Annotated in this window: 17 protein-coding genes; 13 read left to right on the top strand and 4 right to left on the bottom strand. The window is 37.6% G+C overall.

Going from position 1 to position 20,103, the window contains the following annotated elements; genetic code table 11:
• The first annotated feature begins 57 nt into the window (after window positions 1-57).
• Together glgD and glgA are read left to right on the top strand one after the other, a co-directional pair.
• Window positions 58-1,164 (top strand): glucose-1-phosphate adenylyltransferase subunit GlgD, encoded by a 1,107-nt coding sequence (gene glgD, locus FG390_RS08060; RefSeq protein WP_141190539.1) that lies wholly within the window; start codon window positions 58-60, stop codon window positions 1,162-1,164.
• 20 nt (window positions 1,165-1,184) lie between these two features.
• Complete coding sequence (gene glgA / locus FG390_RS08055; RefSeq protein WP_141190538.1) at window positions 1,185-2,609, top strand: glycogen synthase GlgA; 1,425 nt, start codon at window positions 1,185-1,187, stop codon at window positions 2,607-2,609.
• Between the two features lie 95 nt (window positions 2,610-2,704).
• On the opposite strand, the gene FG390_RS08050 is transcribed toward glgA, so the two are convergent.
• Window positions 2,705-3,190 (bottom strand): metal-dependent hydrolase, encoded by a 486-nt coding sequence (locus FG390_RS08050; RefSeq protein ID WP_141190537.1) that lies wholly within the window; start codon window positions 3,188-3,190, stop codon window positions 2,705-2,707.
• A 229-nt stretch (window positions 3,191-3,419) separates the two neighbouring features.
• Between FG390_RS08050 and pflB the strand changes: the two genes are divergently transcribed.
• The 3 genes from pflB to FG390_RS08035 all read left to right on the top strand — a co-directional run bounded on the left by pflB (window position 3,420) and on the right by FG390_RS08035 (window position 7,686).
• On the top strand, window positions 3,420-5,648 hold the full coding sequence (pflB, locus tag FG390_RS08045; RefSeq protein WP_141190536.1) for a formate C-acetyltransferase: 2,229 nt from the start codon (window positions 3,420-3,422) through the stop codon (window positions 5,646-5,648).
• Window positions 5,649-5,663: 15 nt separating this feature from the next.
• Window positions 5,664-6,410, top strand: coding sequence for a pyruvate formate-lyase-activating protein (gene pflA / locus FG390_RS08040; protein WP_141190535.1), 747 nt, complete (start codon window positions 5,664-5,666; stop codon window positions 6,408-6,410).
• 112 nt (window positions 6,411-6,522) lie between these two features.
• Window positions 6,523-7,686 carry an amidohydrolase gene (locus tag FG390_RS08035; protein WP_141190534.1) on the top strand — a complete coding sequence of 388 codons (1,164 nt, stop codon included), beginning with the start codon at window positions 6,523-6,525 and terminating at the stop codon, window positions 7,684-7,686.
• A gap of 66 nt (window positions 7,687-7,752) precedes the next feature.
• Here the strand turns inward: FG390_RS08035 and FG390_RS08030 are convergent, their stop codons facing one another.
• On the bottom strand, window positions 7,753-9,228 hold the full coding sequence (locus tag FG390_RS08030) for an MFS transporter (RefSeq protein ID WP_141190533.1): 1,476 nt from the start codon (window positions 9,226-9,228) through the stop codon (window positions 7,753-7,755).
• A gap of 411 nt (window positions 9,229-9,639) precedes the next feature.
• Between FG390_RS08030 and FG390_RS08025 the strand changes: the two genes are divergently transcribed.
• Complete coding sequence (locus FG390_RS08025; protein WP_141190532.1) at window positions 9,640-10,062, top strand: MarR family winged helix-turn-helix transcriptional regulator; 423 nt, start codon at window positions 9,640-9,642, stop codon at window positions 10,060-10,062.
• Between the two features lie 73 nt (window positions 10,063-10,135).
• Here FG390_RS08025 and pdxT read toward each other — a convergent pair whose 3' ends face one another.
• A complete protein-coding gene (gene pdxT / locus FG390_RS08020) occupies window positions 10,136-10,732 on the bottom strand; it encodes a pyridoxal 5'-phosphate synthase glutaminase subunit PdxT (protein WP_141190531.1) in 597 nt (198 codons plus the stop codon).
• Between the two features lie 248 nt (window positions 10,733-10,980).
• Window positions 10,981-11,871, bottom strand: a complete 891-nt coding sequence (gene pdxS, locus FG390_RS08015) for a pyridoxal 5'-phosphate synthase lyase subunit PdxS (protein WP_141190530.1) — start codon at window positions 11,869-11,871, stop codon at window positions 10,981-10,983.
• 185 nt (window positions 11,872-12,056) lie between these two features.
• Here pdxS and pdxR point away from each other — a divergent pair, with 185 nt between their 5' ends.
• From pdxR to FG390_RS07980, 7 genes are all read left to right on the top strand, one after another.
• The gene (gene pdxR, locus FG390_RS08010; RefSeq protein WP_141190529.1) at window positions 12,057-13,490 is read left to right on the top strand and encodes a MocR-like pyridoxine biosynthesis transcription factor PdxR; all 1,434 of its coding nucleotides are present in this window, start codon (window positions 12,057-12,059) and stop codon (window positions 13,488-13,490) included.
• 116 nt (window positions 13,491-13,606) lie between these two features.
• Window positions 13,607-14,104, top strand: coding sequence for an FMN-binding protein (locus FG390_RS08005; protein WP_141190528.1), 498 nt, complete (start codon window positions 13,607-13,609; stop codon window positions 14,102-14,104).
• 33 nt (window positions 14,105-14,137) lie between these two features.
• On the top strand, window positions 14,138-15,058 hold the full coding sequence (locus tag FG390_RS08000; RefSeq protein ID WP_141190527.1) for an FAD:protein FMN transferase: 921 nt from the start codon (window positions 14,138-14,140) through the stop codon (window positions 15,056-15,058).
• Entirely contained in the window at window positions 15,049-15,936 is an 888-nt protein-coding gene (locus FG390_RS07995) for an RnfABCDGE type electron transport complex subunit D (RefSeq protein ID WP_141190526.1), read from the top strand. Before FG390_RS08000 ends, FG390_RS07995 begins: the two co-directional genes overlap by 10 nt.
• Window positions 15,937-16,373: 437 nt before the next feature.
• On the top strand, window positions 16,374-17,846 hold the full coding sequence (locus tag FG390_RS07990) for an amino acid ABC transporter substrate-binding protein/permease (protein WP_141190525.1): 1,473 nt from the start codon (window positions 16,374-16,376) through the stop codon (window positions 17,844-17,846).
• Window positions 17,824-18,549, top strand: a complete 726-nt coding sequence (locus FG390_RS07985) for an amino acid ABC transporter ATP-binding protein (RefSeq protein ID WP_141190524.1) — start codon at window positions 17,824-17,826, stop codon at window positions 18,547-18,549. Before FG390_RS07990 ends, FG390_RS07985 begins: the two co-directional genes overlap by 23 nt.
• A gap of 103 nt (window positions 18,550-18,652) precedes the next feature.
• Entirely contained in the window at window positions 18,653-20,098 is a 1,446-nt protein-coding gene (locus tag FG390_RS07980) for a DEAD/DEAH box helicase (protein ID WP_141190523.1), read from the top strand.
• The last annotated feature ends 5 nt before the right edge of the window (window positions 20,099-20,103 follow it).

The raw sequence follows: 20,103 nt of genomic DNA, 5'->3' as shown, positions 1-20,103 counted from the left end.
CGCGAACTATTTCAGAAATCTTAAATCTATTACTGATCCTAAAAGGGGATGTGTTTATTGGATAGGGTACTTGGAATTGTTAATCTCATCAATGAAAAACAATATTTAAAAGAATTGACATTAAATCGTTGCCTTGCTTCTGTACCCTTTGGAGGACGGAATCGACTCATTGATTTTACGCTTTCTAATTTTATACATGCTAATATTAGCAAAGTAGGCATTTTTGCTAAAGAAAATTATCGATCCATGATGGACCATTTAGGAACAGGAAAAGAATGGGATTTAGATCGAAGAAATGGTGGTTTATTCTTTTTTCCACCTATGCATCCAAACAAAATGATTCGTGGAGACTTGGATCAATTCAAAGATCAAATCGATTTTTTTCATCGTTCAGCTGCAGATTTGGTCGTCATATCGCCAGGTCATCATGTTTGTAAAATTGATTTTACAGATGTGATCAAAGAACATAAAAAAAGTAAGGCGGATATTACGCTTGTTTATAAGGCGTATGAAGGTGAACCTGTCTCAAAACCCCTATATCATACATGCAAAATAGATGAAGCGGGAGAAGTACAAGATATAGGCTTATACACAAGAATTGATGAAGGCGATTTAGTATGTCTTGAAACTTACGTGATAAATAAAGAGGTACTTATCGATATCATCGAATCTTGCGTTAATAATAAGGAATATGATCTATTAAAAGATGGAATAAAAGCAAATTTAACGAAACGACGTGTGAATGGGTATGCATTTGAGGGTGTCTTACCTTTTATCCATTCTTTAAGAACGTATCACACGAGTAATATGACGATGTTAGACCCTCATGTTTTACAATCCTTCTTCTTTCGTGACTGGGATATTTTCACGAAGGTGAAACATGAACCCCCAGCCAAATACTCTGCTTTTTCAAAGGTTAACAAGTCATTAATTGCTAACGGATGTGATATCGAGGGTATCGTTGAAAATAGCATTATCTTTCGTGGTGTTAAAATACGTAAAGGAGCGGTTGTGAAAAATTGCATTATCATGCAAAAAGGTGAGATTGAAGAGGGTGCGCTCCTCGAAAATGTGATTACTGATAAACAAGTCAAGGTTCGAAAAAATCAAGTTGTCATGGGTGATCTTGATCCAATGGTGATAAAAAAGGGCGAGATCATTTAATCTATCGGAGGGTCCAAGTCATGAACGTACTATTTGCAGCATCTGAATGCGCCCCATTTGTTAAAACAGGAGGACTTGGCGATGTAATAGGTGCTTTACCTAATTCATTAACAAATCAAGATCTTCATATTAGTGTTGTCTTACCCAAATACGAAGACATCCATCCCAAATATATCGAAAGTCTTGAATTTGTAACAAGTATAAATGTATCAGTTGGCTGGCGTCAGCAATATTGCGGAATATTAAAACTAGAACAAGATGAAGTCACATATTATTTTCTAGATAATGAATATTACTTTAAACGCCATGGAAGTTATGGTTATCATGATGATGGTGAGCGATTTGCTTTCTTTTCAAGAGCTGTTCTTGAAAGCGTGCCACATTTTAAAGATAAACCCGATATCATTCATTGTCATGATTGGCAAACAGGCCCCATAAGCGTGATGCTTAAAGCTCATTATAGCCAAAACCCATTTTATAAAGATATCAAAACGGTCTTTACCATTCATAATTTGAGGTATCAAGGGATTTATCCAAAGGTTGTACTCTATGATTTATTAGAATTAGATGATTCATATTTTCACATTAATGGTCTAGAATTTTATGGAAATGTAAATTACATGAAGGCAGGGCTTGCTTATTCAGATTGGATAACGACGGTTAGTCCTTCCTATGCCGAAGAGATACAATGGTCCTATTATGGTGAACAACTGGATGGTTTTATTCGAACAAGACAAAACCATTTAGTTGGTATTATTAATGGAATAGATGATATTAGTTATAATCCGGACACTGATGACGATTTATTTCAACATTATTCAGACATTGCAGGTAAGCAACTTAACAAACAAAAACTACAGAAAAAATTACATCTACCGGTACGAAATGATACGCCTGTAGTATCTATGATTACACGTTTGGTCGATCAAAAAGGGATCGATTTGATTCTTCGAGTCTTCCATGAAATGATGAGCTATGATGTTCAATTTGTTCTGCTCGGAACAGGGGATTATAGATACGAACAAGCATTTAAGGATCTAGGGTTTCAGTATCCAGACAAAGCCTCAATCAATATCTATTTTGACGAATCATTAGCACGACAAATTTATTCGGGATCTGATCTCTTCCTCATGCCATCTCAATTTGAACCTTGTGGAATTGGTCAATTAATTGCATTTCGCTATGGAACCATTCCGATTGTCAGAGAAACAGGCGGATTAAAAGATACCGTTACCCCATATAATGAATTTACTGATGAAGGTACGGGTTTTACTTTTTCCAATTTTAACGCACATGATATGTTATATACCATTGAACGTGCACTAGGTTTTTTTCATCAAACGGAGAAATGGCAGAGTCTTGTGGAACAAGCCATGAAGTTGGATTTTAGCTGGGATGCGTCTGCTGAAAAATATCATTCTCTATATAAGAAACTCCTTCAATAATCAACATAACCCATCTTAAATAGGTGGGTTATGTCCTTTTTGGTCAACTTCGATGAATCTACCATATTACAAAAAAAGTGATGAACTTTAGTCCTTTACCTCGGAAGAAGATTCATAAGAAATAGTGCCTGTACAAATACATATAAAGATAATAGATTTCGAATAATTTTTTCTGCTTGGCTGCCTGTATGAGTCGTTATCGGTAATTTAATCTTCATCTTTAAGGGAAATAGTAGCATTATCCCTTGTTTTGTTGCTGCATCAAGTATAAGGTGACTTATCATTCCAATCATCAGACCGGTTGTCAAATTCCAATAAGGAATAAAATGATAGCCTAGATAGCCAGTGATAAAAAGAAACAACAAGCTATGAGTTATTGTACGGTGTCCGAATAGGATGCGAATGGATCGCGCTAAAACAGGTATCTTCCGTCCAAGTTGACTCCCACTATGACAAATGTCAGGAACTAAACTACCAATTAGTGCAGAAGGTAAAACAAAAAAAGGATCTAAAGAGGGCTCTAGTTGCACAGATATTAAAGCTGCTGCGAGCCCACCAACTATATGGGTCTTTCCGGTCATTTTTTACTCCCTTTCTATCGATGCCGAAACTCTCCGAAGTTATAGGAGTGGCATAAATCATATGTATATATAGGCACACACGTTCCCCATCATAACAGAAACAAACAAGGATGTACATCTATTCTTAATATAATTTCCTCTGTAATTCACAAAGGTGTAACATTCAGGAAGTAAAGTGGTCTGCTACTTAACGTATAATAAGAATTGAGAAAGAAGGAGGGAAAAGAATATGGAAAAATGGAAGGGCTTTCAAGGAAATGTTTGGAAAGAGGAAATTGATGTGAGAGATTTCATTCTGACGAACTATTCACTTTATGAAGGAGATGAAGCCTTTTTAGAAGGACCTACCGAAGCAACACAATTCCTCTGGAATCAAGTTATGGCTCTAGCAAAACTAGAGAGGGAACGTGGCGGTGTGTTAGATATGGATACACGTATTGTTTCTACGATCACTTCCCATGATCCTGGTTATTTAGACAAAGATGAAGAAAAGATCGTTGGTTTGCAAACGGATAAACCTTTCAAACGTTCGCTTCAGCCTTTTGGCGGTATTCGGATGGCTGAAGTATCAGCAAAAGCTTATGGCTATGAAATAGATAAAGAAATCAGTTCAATTTTTAGAGATTGGCGGAAAACACATAATCAAGGCGTCTTTGATGCTTATACGGATGAAATGAGAAAAGCAAGACGTTCAGGTATCATTACAGGACTGCCAGATAGCTATGGCCGAGGTCGAATTATTGGTGATTATCGTCGAGTTGCTTTATATGGCGTCGATCGTTTGATTGCGGAAAAACAAAAGGACTTGCGAAATACAGGATTAAGGTCCATGTCGGATGATGTCATTCGGGCAAGGGAAGAACTAAATGAACAGATTCGCGCCCTTCAGGACTTAAAACAAATGGCTCAAAGCTATGGTTTTGATATTTCTGAACCTGCATCGACTGCACAAGAAGCGTTTCAATGGCTCTATTTTGGTTATTTAGCCGCCATCAAAGAGCAAAATGGAGCAGCTATGAGTTTAGGAAGAACGTCGACATTTCTAGATATTTATGTTGAACGTGATTTGAACGAAGGGCGTATAACCGAAAAAGAAGCCCAAGAAATTGTCGATCATTTTATCATTAAACTCCGTATGGTTCAGTTTGCTAGAACGCCAGAATACAATGAACTGTTTTCAGGAGATCCGACCTGGGTCACGGAATCGATTGGGGGAGTCAGTGAAGACGGTAGAGCACTTGTAACGAAGAATTCCTTTAGATTTTTGCACACATTGACCAATTTAGGTCCTGCACCTGAGCCCAATTTGACGGTCTTATGGTCTAAGCGATTGCCTAAAGCGTTTAAACGATATTGCGCTAAAATGTCAATTGAATCTTCGGCCATTCAATACGAAAATGATGATATTATGCGTCCAGAATGGGGTGATGATTACGGAATCGCTTGCTGCGTTTCTGCTATGAGAATTGGAAAACAAATGCAATTTTTCGGTGCCAGGGCCAATCTAGCAAAAACATTGCTTTATGCTATTAATGGTGGAAAAGATGAGAAGTCGAAGGTACAAGTCGGCCCTAACTACGAACCTATCACTTCTGATGTACTCGATTATGACGAAGTAATGGAGAAATATGATCAAATGATGGAATGGCTTGCTGGCCTTTACCTAAATACTCTGAATGTGATTCACTATATGCATGATAAATATTCGTATGAACGGCTAGAAATGGCCCTACATGATACCGAGATTTTAAGAACGATGGCCACCGGAATTGCGGGATTATCGGTTGCGGCTGATAGTTTAAGCGCCATAAAGTATGCCGTTGTAACGCCAATTCGTGATGAAAATGGTATTGCGGTTGATTTTAATATAACAGGAGATTTCCCTAAATACGGCAATAATGATGACCGTGTCGACAGAATAGCCGTTGATTTGGTGAAAAGATTTATGACGAAAGTGAAAAAACACCCAGCCTATCGCGGAGCAAAGCATACAACCTCTGTTCTAACGATTACATCAAATGTGGTCTACGGTAAAAAAACAGGTACAACACCTGATGGAAGAAAAGCCGGTGAACCTTTTGCTCCAGGGGCTAATCCAATGCATGGAAGAGATACAAAAGGGGCTTTAGCATCCTTATCATCTGTAGCTAAAATTCCTTACTCATATAGTTTAGATGGAATTTCAAATACCTTCTCTATTATTCCAAGTGCACTCGGAAAGAGCCCAGAAGATCAATATCAAAATTTGGTTGGTATGTTAGATGGGTATGTGATGAAAAAAGGTCATCATCTTAACGTCAATGTATTTAGACGTGAAACGCTTTTGGATGCAATGGAACATCCCGAACAATATCCGCAGTTAACCATTCGAGTCTCGGGATATGCCGTCAATTTTATTAAGTTAACACGTGAACAACAACTCGATGTCATTCATCGTACGATGCATGCCATGATGTAGTAGAAGGTGACTTAAGTGAAGAATGTTATTGGTCGTATCCATTCCACAGAATCTTTTGGTTCTGTGGATGGACCAGGTATCCGTTTTGTTGTATTTATGCAAGGCTGTGTACTCAGGTGTCAATATTGCCATAATCCTGATACGTGGAAAGTGAATGAAGGAATAGAAGTTACGGCTGATGAAATCCTATCAGAAGCTTTGTCGTATAAACCTTTTATGGATGCCTCTGGTGGTGGACTTACGGTCAGCGGTGGAGAACCGTTAATGCAGATTCCATTTCTAATCGAGTTATTTACAAAATGTAAGGAACAAGGGATTCATACAACGATTGATACAAGTGGCGGTGTTTTTTCGGGCGAACCTCATTTTATTGAGCGTTTTGAAACGCTTCTTCAAGTAACCGATTTGGTATTGCTTGATCTTAAGCAGATAAATAATCTAAAACATCAACAATTAACAGGAAAGACGAATGACCATATCTTACAAATGGCAAGATTCCTATCTAGTCATAAGCAAGATATGTGGATTAGACATGTTCTCGTTCCCGGTATATCTGATGATGAAGATGATCTTCAAGAACTCGGCGATTTTATAGCCACGTTAAAACATGTTAAGAAAGTGGAAATTTTGCCTTATCATACGATGGGTGTATATAAATGGGAGAAATTGGGGTTAGTTTATCCTCTTCAAGATGTCCAACCACCATCAAGTGAAAGCATCAAACAGGCAGAAAAATACCTCCGTGTAGAGTCCTATAACTAGTTAGAACACTCCAAGTCATTGTGATATTGGAGTGTTTTTTTACGAGTCTTAAAGTTATATAGACTGATTTGTGATAAGATACTAGAAGAGTCTAAGCAGAGGAGTGAGGGGTTTGGTTCATGAAGAACTCACATATACGACCGAACAACTTGAAACAAAACTAATTGAAATTCGTTATAATCTTCATCAAGAACCAGAAATTTCAAATGAAGAATTTGAAACAACGAAAAAGTTGAGAAACTGGTTAGGTGATTTAGATATAAACATACTCGATTTACCTTTAAAAACGGGATTGGTTGCCGAAGTATGCGGTGATCCAAATGGACCAGTTGTAGCCATTAGAGGGGATATTGACGCTCTTCCCATTCATGAAGAAACGACATTACCTTATAAATCACGTTTTGATGGAAAAATGCATGCATGCGGCCATGATTTTCATACAACGGCCGTATTAGGTGCCGCTTACGTACTAAAACAAAAAGAACATGAACTAAAAGGAACGGTTCGTATTATTTTCCAACCAGCAGAAGAAACGGGTCCTGGAGCCATTGACATCCTTAATACACATGCCATTGATGATGTTCAAGCCATTTTTGGCCTTCATAATATGCCAAGTCTTGAATTAGGACAACTTGGAACACGTATTGGAGCGATGTCTTCAAATTGTGATCGATTTGAAATTGTGGTTGAGGGGGTAGGGACACATGCGGCACATCCAGATTTAGGGGTGGATACGATTCTCGTTGCTGGACATATTATGGTTGCACTGCAGTCCATCGTTAGCCGCAATATTGATTGGCAAGATAGCGCCGTCGTCAGTATTTGTCAGCTGCATAGCGGAAATACATGGAATGTTATCCCCTCAACGGCTCAATTAGAAGGTACCGTTCGATCATTTGATCTCAATATTAGAGAAAAAATTAAAGGAAAAATAAAACAAGTGATTGAAGGAATTGCAAGCGCATTTGGAGCGAAAGCAACCTTCATATGGCATGGTGGATCTCCAGCCGTTATGAATGATGAAAAATGGACCCTGTTTACCATTAAAAAGGCAAAAGAAGTAGGTTTTGAAGTCATCGACATTAAGCCGCCTTCTTCAGGAGAAGATTTTTCTCATTATCAAGAAAAAATACCAGGTACGTTTGTTCATATTGGCACTTCAACAACTTATCCACTTCATCATCCCAAATTTGAGATTGATGATCGAGCTTTAATGCCAAGTGTTAGGCTGCTGGCTACTTTAGCAGAACAAGCCATTTTAGACTTAAAAAGTTAAATAATTAGTAACAAAAGGCAAAAGAAACGCCTCACCAGTGAATTAAAAACCGATGAGGCGTTTCTTTTATTTTATATTTTGATGGATGTTAGGTTGTTTGCGTCTCGACCGTTTTGAATGATATAATCGCCAGCCCGTGAGTAATGCACCAAGTAAACAAACACTCGCAGAGCTCAAGAAGACAATATGCATGCCATCTAAGAAAATATCAGGGCGATGGGGAATTAATGCTGTTACACGATATCCAGCTTCCCGGCTCATAATAGAAAATAAAATGCTTGTCGCAGAGGATATTCCAACAACCATACCTAAATTTCGAACTAGAGCATTGATGCTTCCGGCGATGCCAAGTTGTGTTCTTCGTACAGTAGACATAACGAGAGAGTTGTTAGGAGATTGAAACAAACCGCAGCTTATTCCAAGAAGAGCTACCCAAACACAAACAAGCCAAATGTCGCTGTCTTGATGAAGACCGGCGAGTCCAAACTGAGCTACAACCATCATTAAGAGCCCAGCAAAGGTTAATAGCTCTGAACCAATTTTATCAGATAATGCACCGCTTAAAGGAGCCACAATCACCATCGTTACAGGAAAGAGCATCAGAACTAATCCTGCATGTGAGGGTGATAATAGGAGAATATCTTGAGTATAAAAGGGTGAAACGATATTGAAACAAAAGTTTGAAACAAAGACAAGAAATCCACAAAAAATACTTAACGAGAATAATGGGTTTTTAAAAATGGATAACGTTATCATGGGTTCTTCTTTGTGAATTTCAACATATAGGAAAAAGACCAATAAGACAACACCAGCGAAAAATGCGGCTAGGATGCGAAGGTCGGTATAACCAACTTGCTGCCCAAGTAAAAGACCGGTGAAAAGACTGATGATGGATAAGGCGAACAAAACGCTGCCTGTGATATCGAGTTTTGACCGTAATTTGATCATATCTTTTGGTAGTATCATCCATCCCAGTATAATTGCCATGAGACCGATCGGAACATTTACCCAAAAAATAGACTGCCATCCCAGTGAAGAAACCATAAACCCTCCAAGACTAGGGCCAGTAATACTACCGAGTGAAACAAACGTTCCAAGTAATCCAAGAGCTTTTCCCCGATGTTTAGCAGGAAAGATTTCGGTGATAATGCCTTGGTTATTGGCCATTGTCATGGAGGCACCAATTGCTTGTATGATACGTGAAGTTAATAAAAAAGTTAAGCTATTGCTGAATCCACACAATAACGAACCAAATATAAAAATGATACATCCTAGCTTAAACATGTTTATCTTGCCGACAATATCCCCGAGTCTGCCAAAAAAAAGAATGATGGAACAAATGGTCAAAATATAACCACTTACGATCCATTCCGATTGAGCAATGGGTAAATTTAGATCTTTTGAAATGGATGGAAGGGCAATGTTAACAATGCTCCCATCTAAAGTTGACATAAACACGAATAAATTAAGAACAATTAAGATTATCCAGCGCTTCTTTTGTATGACTGGATCATCTTGATAAGTTTTGACTTGAGATTGCAAAACAACACCTCATTACTATTTAGTTGCATTTGCAACTATGTTCATCTAAACTTATGATACAGAGAATAAGTTGGTCACGCAACTATATAAGTGCGTGTTCAAAAAGGTGACAAATGAAAAGGGTTACTGGCTAAGTACGCTGGCATCCTGCAAGAACGAGAGTAACTAGCCCGTCCTGGGCGTCGGAAGGCTAAGGCGGCGCTGTTTTGAGGATCGGCATTCCACAGGATGTGGTAGCTTCAGGCGCCCGCCACAGGACGTGAGCGGTTTTAGCCAGCGATCCTCTTGTATCCGCTACATGAGGACCGGAAAAACAAGAGGGCGCCGAGAATCGCACGATCATTTGGTGACTTTTTGAACAACCTCTATAAAATGAAGATTTTTTTACATAATGCTTGAGAAGGTGAATAAATGGCGAAAGAGCCCATTGGTAAGTTGATTGCCTATATAAGTCGACAAAACCAAAAAATCCTTAGCAAAGAGTTAAGACCTTTTAATATAGGTGGCGGGGGACAGCACAGCTTTTTAAAGACGATCTTAATGAACCCAGGTATTAATCAGGATCGATTAACAACAAAATTGAAATATGATAAAGCAACAACGGCAAGATCAGTCAAACAATTAGAAAGAAATGGGTACATTGAAAGAGTAACTAATCAAAACGACCGGAGATCAAATTTACTATTTCCTACACAAAAAGCAAAAGATTTTTATCCAACTTTTCAAAAGATCCTTGATCGTTCAAATCGTAAATTAACGAAGCTACTAACAAACGAAGAGGAGGATCAATTAATCGTATTACTTCAAAAAATATGTAAGCATGGAGATATTTAATCTATGAAACAAAAAAATCCCTGATGGAACATCTATCCATCAGGGATTTTTAATTTTAATGACGTTTCGAAAATTAAGAGTCAGCAGGAACATGGGCTTTGCGCGCCATATCAATAAATAAACCAATCATACGATAATCATCTGTTAATTCTGGATGAAAGGACGTAGCAAGGATATTTCCTTGACGAACGGCTACAATTCGGTCTTCCCAAGTAGAAACGATATCGACATGATCACTAACTGAAAGAATATGAGGAGCCCGAATAAAAATAGCTGGAAACGGTGCATCAAGACCCGTTATATCTAAATCAGCTTCAAAGCTATCGACTTGGCGTCCGAATGAATTACGTCTAACCTTCACATCCATTAAACCAAGTGACTCTTCTTCTTCTAAATCGCCTTCTATATCTTTGGCAAGAATGATCATACCTGCACAAGTGCCAAAAAGGGCTTTTCCTTTCTTAGCGAAGGTACGAATCGGTTCGAGGAATCCATATTTTAACATCAATTTACGCATGGTCGTGCTTTCACCACCAGGTAAAATTAACCCATCTAAATCATCAAGCTGTTCAGGATTTTTAACATTAATGGCCTCAGCACCGCTTTTTTCAATATGGTTTAGATGTTCAGATACAGCTCCTTGCAAGGCTAAAACGCCTATTTTCACCATCAAGATCGCTCCTTTCGATTACTCGTTTTAAAAAGAAAAGCGGAATATGAGTTTCATCCGCTTTTCTTATACTTTAAGTGCGTGTTCAAAAAGGTGGCAAATTAGAAGCAAGAAGATCAAGGCGGCGCTGTTTTGAGGACCAGAATGTAGGTTTTTGCTACATGAGGACCGGAAAAACAAGCCAACACCGAGATTCGTAGCTTATCATTTGGTGGCTTTTTGAACAACCTCTATAATAATTTTTCTTATTACCAACCACGTTCTTGCATACGCTGTTCTAATGTTAAATCAGCAATATCAATACCTTTCATAGCGGTACCAAGTTCTTTTGAAAGTTCGCCGATTAATTTGTAATCCGTATAATATGTGGTAGCTTGTACAATGGCTTTAGCAAATTTTTCAGGATTTTCGGATTTAAAAATACCTGAACCAACGAAGACGCCGTCAGCTCCAAGTTCCATCATGAGGGCCGCATCAGCAGGTGTAGCCACACCACCAGCAGCGAAGTTAACTACTGGGAGACGACCAGCTTCTTTGATTTGTTTTAATACTTCGTAAGGGGCGCCAAAGTTTTTCGCAGCCGTCATGAGTTCGTCATCGTTCATATTTACAACTTGACGCACTTGAGCATTGACTTTACGCATGTGACGCACGGCTTCAACAATATTTCCTGTGCCTGGTTCGCCTTTCGTACGAAGCATAGCAGCACCTTCACCAATACGGCGAGCAGCTTCACCTAAATCACGACATCCACAAACAAATGGTACGGTATATTGACTTTTAAGAAGATGATATTCTTCATCCGCCGGTGTTAAAACTTCACTTTCATCTATATAATCTACACCCATGGCTTCAAGTACGCGAGCTTCAGTAATATGTCCAATACGTGCTTTGGCCATGACTGGGATTGAGACAGCTTTCATTACTTCTTCCACGATACGAGGATCAGCCATACGTGCAACGCCGCCAGCTTTTCGAATATCAGAAGGGACACGTTCAAGGGCCATTACGGCAACAGCGCCAGCTTCTTCAGCTACTTTAGCTTGTTCAGCATTAACAACGTCCATGATGACGCCACCTTTTTGCATTTGTGCCATTCCACGTTTGACACGATCCGTTCCAACAACTGTATTAACCATTGATACATTCCTCCAATTACACTCATTCTCAGGTTATCTTTTGAAAAATAAATGCTTATTATTTATAAGATTATGATAAAGTAAGACATAATAAATGAAACCGTCCAATTGGATGTTTTGTTTCTCATCCAATTTTAAAATATAATCGTATTAACGAAACTCTTTTAGAAAAAGGAAGAAGTAAAATGTGGGAAATTGATAAGAAGAGTAAACAGCCGATATATCGACAAATAAGCGATCAATTACGTGAAAAAATTATGAAAGGTGAATATACACCTGGTAGTGTCTTACCAACAGAAAGGAAGTTAGCAGATCAGATTGGCGTGAACCGTTCAACTGTCGTTCATGCATACGATGAATTAACGTCTATTGGATTAATAGAAAGAAAAAGAGGAAGTGGGACCAAAGTAAGTACACAAAAATGGGGGATTTCGCCCGCTGGTTCACCCAATTGGAAAGCCTATGTTGATAGTGGAGCTTTTTTGCCCCCACATCCACTTATTCAAAAAATACATGAACTCTCCCACAATAAAACACTATGGAACTTAGCAGGTGGTGAACTTGGTCCTGATTTGTTTCCAGGAAGCTTGCTAAAACCGCAATACGATAAAATTCTAGGTCCAGAAGAGTTGTTTGAAGACGAGGACCCACAAGGATATCGACCACTTAGAGAAACGATTGCTCGTCACATGAAGGTGACATATAATGTGGACACCACTCCTGATTCCGTCATGATCACGAGTGGTGCGCAGCAAGCCATCTACCTTATGACTCAATGTTTATTATCGCCTGGGGATGCCATAGCTATTGAAGCACCGTCTTATTATTACTCTTTGCCGTTGTTTCAATCCGCCGGTCTTCGGATCTTTGCTCTGCCGATAGATGAAGAAGGGATTAATCCCGAAGATGTCAAAACTTTATATCAAAAACATCGGATTAAACTTGTTTTCTTAAATCCCATTTTTCAGAATCCAACCAGTGTATCCTTATCAGAGAAACGAAAAAGAGATCTAGTAGATATGTGTAGATCTTTATCCATTCCAATAGTTGAAGATGATCCATTTAGTCTGCTTTCATTTGAAGGTAAAACGGGTCAATTGATGAAAAAGATGGACGAGTCAGGAAATGTGTTGTATTTAGGTTCACTCTCTAAGACGGTTGGTTCGAATATTCGAATTGGTTGGCTAATTGCACCGAAACCCGTTATTTCTCGTTTAATGGACGCAAGAAATCAGATGGATTTTGGTTTAAGTATTTTCCCGCAATTAGTAGCCAATTATTTCATGCGTTCAGGAAAATATGAAGAGCATGTTGCCCATCTTGTGTCAGAGTTAAAAAATAGGTGCGATGTAGCCATTAGCATTCTTAAACGTCATTTTTCAGACTTTTTGACTTTTCATGAACCTAAAGGCGGATTATATATTTGGTTAAAATTAAAAATACCGATTCAAGAATCACGATTATTTCATCAAGCAGCGAATAATAAGGTTATCCTGATGCCAGGAAGTGTACTAGGAGCCTCTGAAGGATTTATAAGGCTCACTTTTGCAAGGCTATCTAAAGAAGAATTAGAGAAAGCTTTAGAAGCTTTTAGAAAAACCTTAATACAATTAATTTAGTTAATATAACAGTAAGTGAAATTTAGGTATATTTCATTTACTGTTTTTTTATTTTAATCTAATTTTCATTTTTATGCGATATAGTTTACCTATCATTCAAGTGGAGGTACTTATTGATGTCGGAAAAAAAGAAGAACAGCAAAAAAATGAATAAAAAAATGATCGTCCTTTGCACGGCTGCAATAAGCAGTTTGTATCTTACAGCTTATACGGAAACGATCCATACAAGTGCAGATCAATCATCAAGTGCTTCTCATTTCTTAAATAAGTCTAAAGTCGAAACAAATAAAGAGGTAAATGAATCCAAACAAGATAACCAAACAAATAATAAAACAACTTCTAATCAAAGAGTGTATAAAGATGGTGTCTATAATGGATCGGGATCTAATCATATTGGGTCAGTAAGTGTATCCGTCACAATTAAAAATGGTTCGATCGCTAAAGTCCAAATTACAAACTGTACGACGTCTTATTCAAAAAGCTATATTGATGGTTTACCGGATCAGGTCGTGCAACGACAAAGTAGTCAAGTGGATGTTGTTAGTGGAGCTACGTTAAGTACTGAGGATTTTCAAACAGCGGTGGATCAAGCTTTAGCTTCTGCGAAAGCGTAAGTCAAATTATTCTTAAAATAGGGGCCGTGTTATATGACATTAACATCAATAAGAGAGTCCATTTTAGCTGTTGGAACAATAGTGAATGTAAAGGTTGTTTGCCAGATAGGACAAGAAACTTTATATCGTGAAAAACTAACTAAGTCACTCACCATGTTTTATGAGGTTGAAAATTTGTTTAGTCGTTTTAAATCAAATAGTGAATTAATGAAGGTCAGTCATCATGTCAATTTACCTGTGGTTGTAAGTCCAACATTTTTTGAAGTCATGAATTATGCTCTAACCCTATCAAATTTAACAAATGGCGCTTTTGATCCAACACTAGGGAAAAAGTTAGAAAAATACGGATTTAATCAAAAATATGAAACAGGTGAAAGAATTGAATCAAAGATTGCGGATGAACCAGTTAGTTATAGAGATATCGTTTTGAATGAAGAAAGAAGAACGGTAACGTTATTAAAACCGATTCTGTTAGATTTTGGTGCTATTGCGAAAGGATTTGCTATTGATCTTTGTGCAAAAATGCTAGCTGAAGCAACCGGTTTTTATATTGATGCTGGTGGTGATATTTTTGTTTCAGGAATAAATGAAGAAGGCAGTAAATGGAAAGTTGGAATTCGACATCCTATGAATAAAAATCAGAATGTGAGGGTCATCCAACTCACAGATGCAGCAATCTGCACATCTGGTAGTTATGAACGGTTTAATCCAAAAAGTAACATTCACCATCTCTTAATCCCGGATTCGGGAAGACCACAAAATAGTCTTTTAAGTTGTACGGTTATTGCTCCTTTTGGCATGATGGCTGATAGTTTTTCGACGGCGGCATTTATTATGGGGGAGAAGGATGGTCTTTCATTTTTAGAAGATATGGGAGTATCAGGAATAATGGTGACTTCTGATCTTAGAGTCAGACAAACACTTAAAATGAAGGAGTTGATCGTATGCAAATAAATAATGAGAAATCATCCGAGATACAGAATCATCGATCAAGAGTCACCTCAAGAAATGACAAAGAAGAAAACGTGATGGTCAAGTTAAAAAAAATGACAAAAGCTCCGAAGCGGTTCCTGATAGCCTCTTTAATTCTTCTAATGCTGGTTGGGAGTTTTCATTCAGAACCACTTTCAGGGATCGTGACCGTTCTAATTGCAGTAGCATCGTCAGTTATGGTTGATCTCATTTTTACTATTAGTCATAAAAGAAAAATTAAATTTCCAGATGGTGCATTATTGACAGGCTTAATCATTGGTCTTGTTTTAAGTCCAACATCCCCAATCTATGTAACAATATTAACAGCAATTATAGCAATAGTTGCCAAACATAATATAAAAAAGAAATATAAACCAATATTTAATCCAGCAGCATTTGGGTTGTTAATTTCTGCATCTTTTTTTTCAAGTGGTCAAAGTTGGTGGGGAGGTTTAACCTTATTACCAGGATGGTCTGTTATTCTTGTTGTGATCATAGGGTATTTTGTCGCAAATAGGGTGAATAAATTCCCACAAGTTTTTTCCTTTTTGGGGATCTATTTTCTTATCTTACTGGTATTTACGTTTCTAAATAGTCAATATGCTGAACTAGTCATAAGATCACCATATATTAATTCAACTATTTTTCTAGCCTTTTTTATGTTAACGGACCCTCCAACATCTCCAGCAAAATATCGGGATCAAATTATATTTGGTGCTATAGCAGCTACAACAAGTTGGGTCAGTTATTTTGTTTTTGGAGGTTTAACATTTCTCCTGATTGGTCTCCTTATATCTAATGGATGGTCATATTGGACATCCTATCTAAACAAATCTAAGAAACGAGTGGCAATTGGATAATTTATGATAGAGTTGAAAACGTGAAACTTCAATGAGTGGGGTTTTTCGACGCGTTGCGACAGGACGTCGGTTTATAGCCTACGTGATCCCTCACTCATTGTTATCCTAAACCAATCGGGCTTTTACGGGCAGTTATCCCCCGCCTAAGAATGCTCGTATACATTCATGACCTTGAAGTGGGGGTCTTTTCTAGCCGTTAATGCGGGATAAAATTAAAAGCCTTTAAGTGAGAGGCTTTTTTTATTTGGTCCAGCTGATTCTGTTCATAATGATAAATTAGTCATTATTCACACCTTTCAACACACAATTTTCAAAGTTTTAACATTATGTTAAAATAGCATTTAGAGTTTTTATAAAAGTAGAGACATAAGATACTCTTTTATAAAATTATCTAATAAGTAACTTAGGCACCTATGTTCAGACATCAAGGAGGACTTATGAGAAAAATAGGATTTAGTATTTTTACAATTTTTTTGGTTTTGATAGCGGTCCTATCGGGCTGTTCTCAATCATCAGATCAAAAGCAACCTAGTGCAAAACAAGGTAAAACATATACCATCGCAACTGATGTCACGTTCGCGCCATTCGAATTTAAAGATGAAAGCGGCAACTATGTTGGGATAGATATGGAACTGTTAAAAGCGATTGCGGAGGATCAAGGGTTTCAATATGAAATGAAACCACTTGGATTTAATGCCGCTGTACAAGCCCTCGAATCAAAACAAGTTGATGGCGTCATTGCCGGTATGAGTATTACCGATGAACGGCAAAAGAAATTCGACTTTTCAAAACCTTATTTTGATTCAGGCGTCGTGATGGCTATTGATGAATCAAATAAAGATATTAAGTCATATAAAGATTTAAAAGGGAAGAAAGTAGCTGTAAAGACAGGAACTGAAGGAGCTGCTTTTGCTAACTCCATTAAAGATAAATATGGATTTCAAACCGTCACTTTTGATGATTCTTCTAATATGTATGATGATGTTAAAAGTGGTCATACGGTCGCATGTTTTGATGACTATCCGGTCATTGCTTACGGAACAACACAAAATAATGGCTTGAAGATGGTAACCAATAAAGAAAAAGGGGCATCTTACGGTTTCGCGGTAAGCAAAGGACAAAATAAAGAGTTATTGGAAAAATTTAATGCTGGATTAGAAAATTTGAAAGCCAATGGGAAGTACGATCAATTAATGAACAAATACCTTGGCGAACAAGCGAAGAAAAGTGTAGAGAAAGATACGAGTTTTTTTGGACTTGTAAAATCAAGTATGCCTAGCTTGATGCAGGGGTTATGGTTAACCATTGAACTGACGGTTATTTCTTTAATTTTCGCCTCAATCCTTGGTTTAATTTTTGGCTTTATGCGAGTATCAACGAACAAAGTTATCAGAGCTATTGGTTTAATCTACGTTGACATATTTAGAGGAACACCACTCCTTGTACAAGCGTTCTTTATTTATTTTGGAATTCCAACGGCTCTTGATTTTCGTATGAGTGCTCTCTTAGCAGGGGTCATTACGCTTAGTTTGAATGCAGGTGCCTATATGGCTGAAATCGTCAGAGGCGGTATTCAATCGGTTGATAAAGGACAAATGGAAGCTGCTCGTAGTCTTGGTTTACCATATGGAAAATCGATGATGAAAGTTATTTTGCCTCAAGCCGTTCGTATTATGATTCCATCGATTATTAACCAATTTGTTATGACATTAAAAGACACTTCGATTCTATCGATTATTGGACTAGCTGAGTTAACACAAAGCGGGAAAATTATTATCGCGAGGAATTTTGAATCCTTTAAAATATGGCTGATTGTAGCAATTATGTATTTTATTATTATCACAATATTAACAAAAATATCCAATCGCCTAGAAAGGAGAATCCGTCATGGTAAAGTTAAAAGTAACTAATCTAAAAAAGAATTATGGAGACTTGCAAGTCTTAAAAGACATCGATCTAGAAGTCAAAGAAGGTGAAGTGGTCTGTGTGATCGGTCCTTCAGGCTCAGGTAAAAGTACGTTTTTACGTTGTTTAAACCAACTTGAAGAAATGAATGGCGGAACGATTATCGTTGATGACCACGATCTAAGTAAGAAGATAAATATTAATAAAGTCCGTGAAAATATTGGAATGGTGTTTCAAAATTTTAATCTATTTCCGCATTTAAGCATTTTACAAAACATCGCCTTAGCTCCTGTTCAATTAAAGAAACAAACAAAAGCAGAAGCTAAAGAGTCAGCTCTTAAACTACTTGATCGTGTCGGCTTAAGCGATAAGGCAAATAGTTATCCGGATCAATTATCTGGAGGTCAAAAACAACGTGTAGCCATCGCACGAGCTCTTGCCATGAATCCGGATATTATGTTGTTTGATGAACCTACAAGCGCACTAGATCCTGAAATGGTTGGAGAAGTACTCAATGTGATGAAGAGTTTGGCCAAAGACGGGATGACCATGGTGGTTGTGACCCATGAAATGGGCTTTGCTCGAGAAGTATCGGATCGTGTGATTTTCATGGATGGCGGCTATATTGTCGAACAAGGCTCACCGGATGAAGTGTTTTCTCATCCCAAAAATCCACGGACGATTGATTTTCTTAATAAAATATTGTAATAAGTTTAGACCTCTGTTAAATAAGAGGTCTTTTTTGACTTAAACCAAACCAAAAATGGCATAATGGAATATATATTGGAAAAATAGAAAAAGAGGTTGAGGAATGTACACATCTAGTTTTAAAGAATTTTCTCTTAGTCAAGAAATCTTACAAGCTTTATCACGCTTAAATTATCGCCAGCCAACACTTGTGCAGGCAAAGGTCATCCCCCATATTCTAAAAAGTGAGGACATCATTGTTAAATCGCAAACAGGGAGCGGAAAAACAGCCGCCTTTGGCATACCTATTTGTGAACTCGTCGATTGGGAAGAAAATAAACCTCAAGCGTTAATTTTAACCCCTACACGTGAATTAGCAACACAAATAAAAGATGATCTGACTAACATCGGTCGATTTAAACGCATAAAGGCGACCGCCATTTACGGTAAACAGCCCTTTGAGAAACAAAAAAACGAGTTAAAACAAAAATCTCATATCGTTGTTGGGACACCAGGACGAGTTTTTGATCATATTAAAAAAGGGACCCTTAACTTAGAACGAATCAACTTTTTTGTGATTGATGAAGCAGATGAAATGCTGAATAAGGGATTTTTGGACCAAGTCGAGGCTATTATTGAATCACTACCAAAGGATCGAGTGACACTACTATTCTCAGCAACGGTCCCAGAAAGCATTAAACAATTATGTCACCGTTATATGAATCATCCAATTGATATTGGGATAGAGCAGGAAAGTGTAACAACGGATAAAATAGAGCATAAACTTTATAAAGTAAAAGGTGAAGAGAAGTTTCGCTTACTTAAAAATAGTTTAATTATCGAAAATCCTAATAGTTGCATGATCTTCTGTCGGACACAAGAAAACGTGAATACCGTTTATCAAGGCTTAAAGCGATTAAATTATCCTTGCCAAAAAATTCATGGTGGCCTGACACAAGAAGAACGGTTCCGTGTGATGAAGGAGTTTAAACTTGGGAAATTCCGCTATCTTGTGGCGACTGACATCGCAGCAAGGGGGATAGATGTGGATGATATTTCTCTTGTCATTAATTATGATATCCCGCTTGAAAAAGAAAGTTATGTCCATCGTATTGGGAGGACTGGACGAGCTGGGAAAAAAGGGCTTGCTATAACCTTTATGACTTCTCGTGATGAACCTATATTAGAAGAAATCCAAGACTACATTGGTTTTAAGCTAAAAAAGGAAACACTCCCAACTAGACAAAACGTGTTGAAACATCAGGCATCGTTTCAAAAGACAATAAGCGAAACGCCGAAACTGAAACGAGATAAAAGTGAATCACTAAATAAAGACATTATGAAATTGTATTTTAATGGCGGAAAAAAGAAGAAATTGAGAGCTGTTGATTTTGTAGGAACCATTGCAAAACTCGAAGGCGTCACAGCTGATGATATTGGCATTATAACGATACAAGATACCGCGACTTATGTTGATATCCTTAACGGAAAAGGACCTATCGTACTTAATGCCATGAAAGAGACAAAAGTAAAAGGAAAACAGTTAAAAGTGTATGAAGCTCGAAAATAACATGC

Origin of the sequence: Terrilactibacillus laevilacticus (assembly GCF_006517395.1) — a bacterium.
GTDB classification, from domain to species: domain Bacteria; phylum Bacillota; class Bacilli; order Bacillales; family Sporolactobacillaceae; genus Terrilactibacillus; species Terrilactibacillus laevilacticus.
Note: the sequence above shows the minus strand (reverse complement) of the source record. Positions and strands in the feature narration are given on the sequence as shown.